This is a genomic window from Planktotalea sp., assembly GCF_049680325.1.
Classification (GTDB): domain Bacteria; phylum Pseudomonadota; class Alphaproteobacteria; order Rhodobacterales; family Rhodobacteraceae; genus Planktotalea.
In genome coordinates this window covers 1-1805 of the sequence record NZ_JBAUHO010000159.1, presented here as the reverse complement: position 1 = coordinate 1805, position 1805 = coordinate 1, and the positions used below count along the sequence as shown (strand labels likewise).

The 1805-nt window shown below is 61.2% G+C and carries 1 protein-coding gene; it reads right to left on the bottom strand.

The window, feature by feature from the left end; all coding sequences use genetic code 11:
* A partial coding sequence (locus tag WBC85_RS07325; RefSeq protein WP_424434598.1) for a hydantoinase B/oxoprolinase family protein occupies positions 1 to 1805 on the bottom strand: 1805 nt, incomplete at both ends.

Here is a 1805-nt window from a genome sequence, read left to right as displayed (position 1 = left end):
GTCATGGTCCGGCCCCGCGCCCGATCCGCCCGCAATTGTTTCGTAATATTGGTGCTGTTCATTGCCGAAGGTGAAATTGTTCATTGTACCCTGCGACGGTGCCAGCCTGCCCGTAGCCGCGAACAGTGCATCGGTTACAACTTGGCTGGTTTCGACATTGCCTGCGACCACAGCGGCGGGGAAAACGGGATTGAGCATGGACCCTTCGGGTACGACCAGTTCGATCGGGCGCAGGCATCCGTCATTCATCGGTATCACATCGTCAATCAAGGTACGCACGACATACAGCGCCGCCGCGCGCGTTATGGATCGCGGCGCATTGAAATTATTGTCCTGTTGCGTGCTGGTTCCGGTGAAATCGAATACCGCAGAGCGGGCGGCCCGATCGATCCGGATCGCCACCGCAATCTGCGCACCATTATCCATCGCATAGGTAAATGCGCCGTCTTCCAACCGGTCGAGCAATCGGCGCACCGATTCCTCTGCATTGGCCAGAACGTGGCGCATATAGGCGGCTATGACATCTTCGCCGTGATCCTTGGCCGCCCCCGTCAACAGCTCTGCCCCGCGCGCACACGCTGCGATTTGCGCGCGTAGGTCGGAAAGGTTGCGATCCAGGTTGCGGGCCGGCCATTCACCCGATGACAGGGCCGCGCGAATGTCCGCCTCGCAGAAACGCCCCTCATCAACCAGCAGGACATTATCCAGCAGAACGCCCTCTTCGCTGATTGTCCGGCTTTCGGGCGGCATCGAACCCGGGGCAATGCCGCCAATGTCGGAATGGTGCCCGCGCGCCGCGACAAAGGCGTCAGGCGCGCCGGTGTCCCCGGAATAAAACACCGGAACAATGATCGTGATATCGGGCAAATGGGTTCCGCCGCGATAGGGATCGTTGAGGACATAGGCATCGCCGCGCAATATGCCCCGCCCGTCAGCAGGCTGGCCGTCTGCACCATCGCCGCGCGCTTCCAATATCCGCCGGATCGAATCCGCCATTGATCCCAGATGCACCGGAATATGCGGCGCATTGGCAATCAGCGACCCTTCCGCATCGAACAATGCGCAGGAGAAATCGAGCCGTTCCTTGATGTTTACCGAGGTCGCGGTGGATTGCAGAACAACGCCCATTTCCTCGGCAATGGCCATGAACAGATTGTTGAATATCTCGAGCCGCACGGGATCGACATCGGTGCCGTCGGCGCGCTGGCGTTCAAGCGGCGTCGTGCGAGTCAGGATCAGGCTGAAATCCTCTTTCAACGCAGCCGACCAACCATCTTCGACAACAATTGTCGAGCCTGGATCAATGAACAACGCGGGCCCGTGGACCACTTGCCCTGCCGTCAATCCTGCGCGGCTGAATGTCGGCCATGGGCCGCTGCCACGGATTGCGGCGGAACCGGGACTATATGCGGCAGACGCCAATCCCCCCGCCGCACCAACTGCCTCGACGCTCAAAGCCTCAACGATGATCTGGCCTCCCGCATCGGAATAGCCGAAGCGCTGGTGGTGCTGTGTCTGGAACCGCGCGGCCATGTCCGCCGCATCGCCCCAATCGAGCGGCAGCGAACGGTCGCTGCCCGCAAAACGAAGGCGCGCCTTGCCAGAAACGCCGATCTGGCCATCGCGCAGCCCCTGTTCTCGCAGCACCGCACACGCCGCCTGTTCAAGCGCCGCCAGCTCTGCCGACATATCCTCGCCCAAAGGCCGGACCACACTGTGCTCGCGGATCGCTTTCACCGGGGCAAGACCAATACCATAGGCTGACAACATACCCGCCAGCGGGTGGACCAGCACCGTTTCCATAC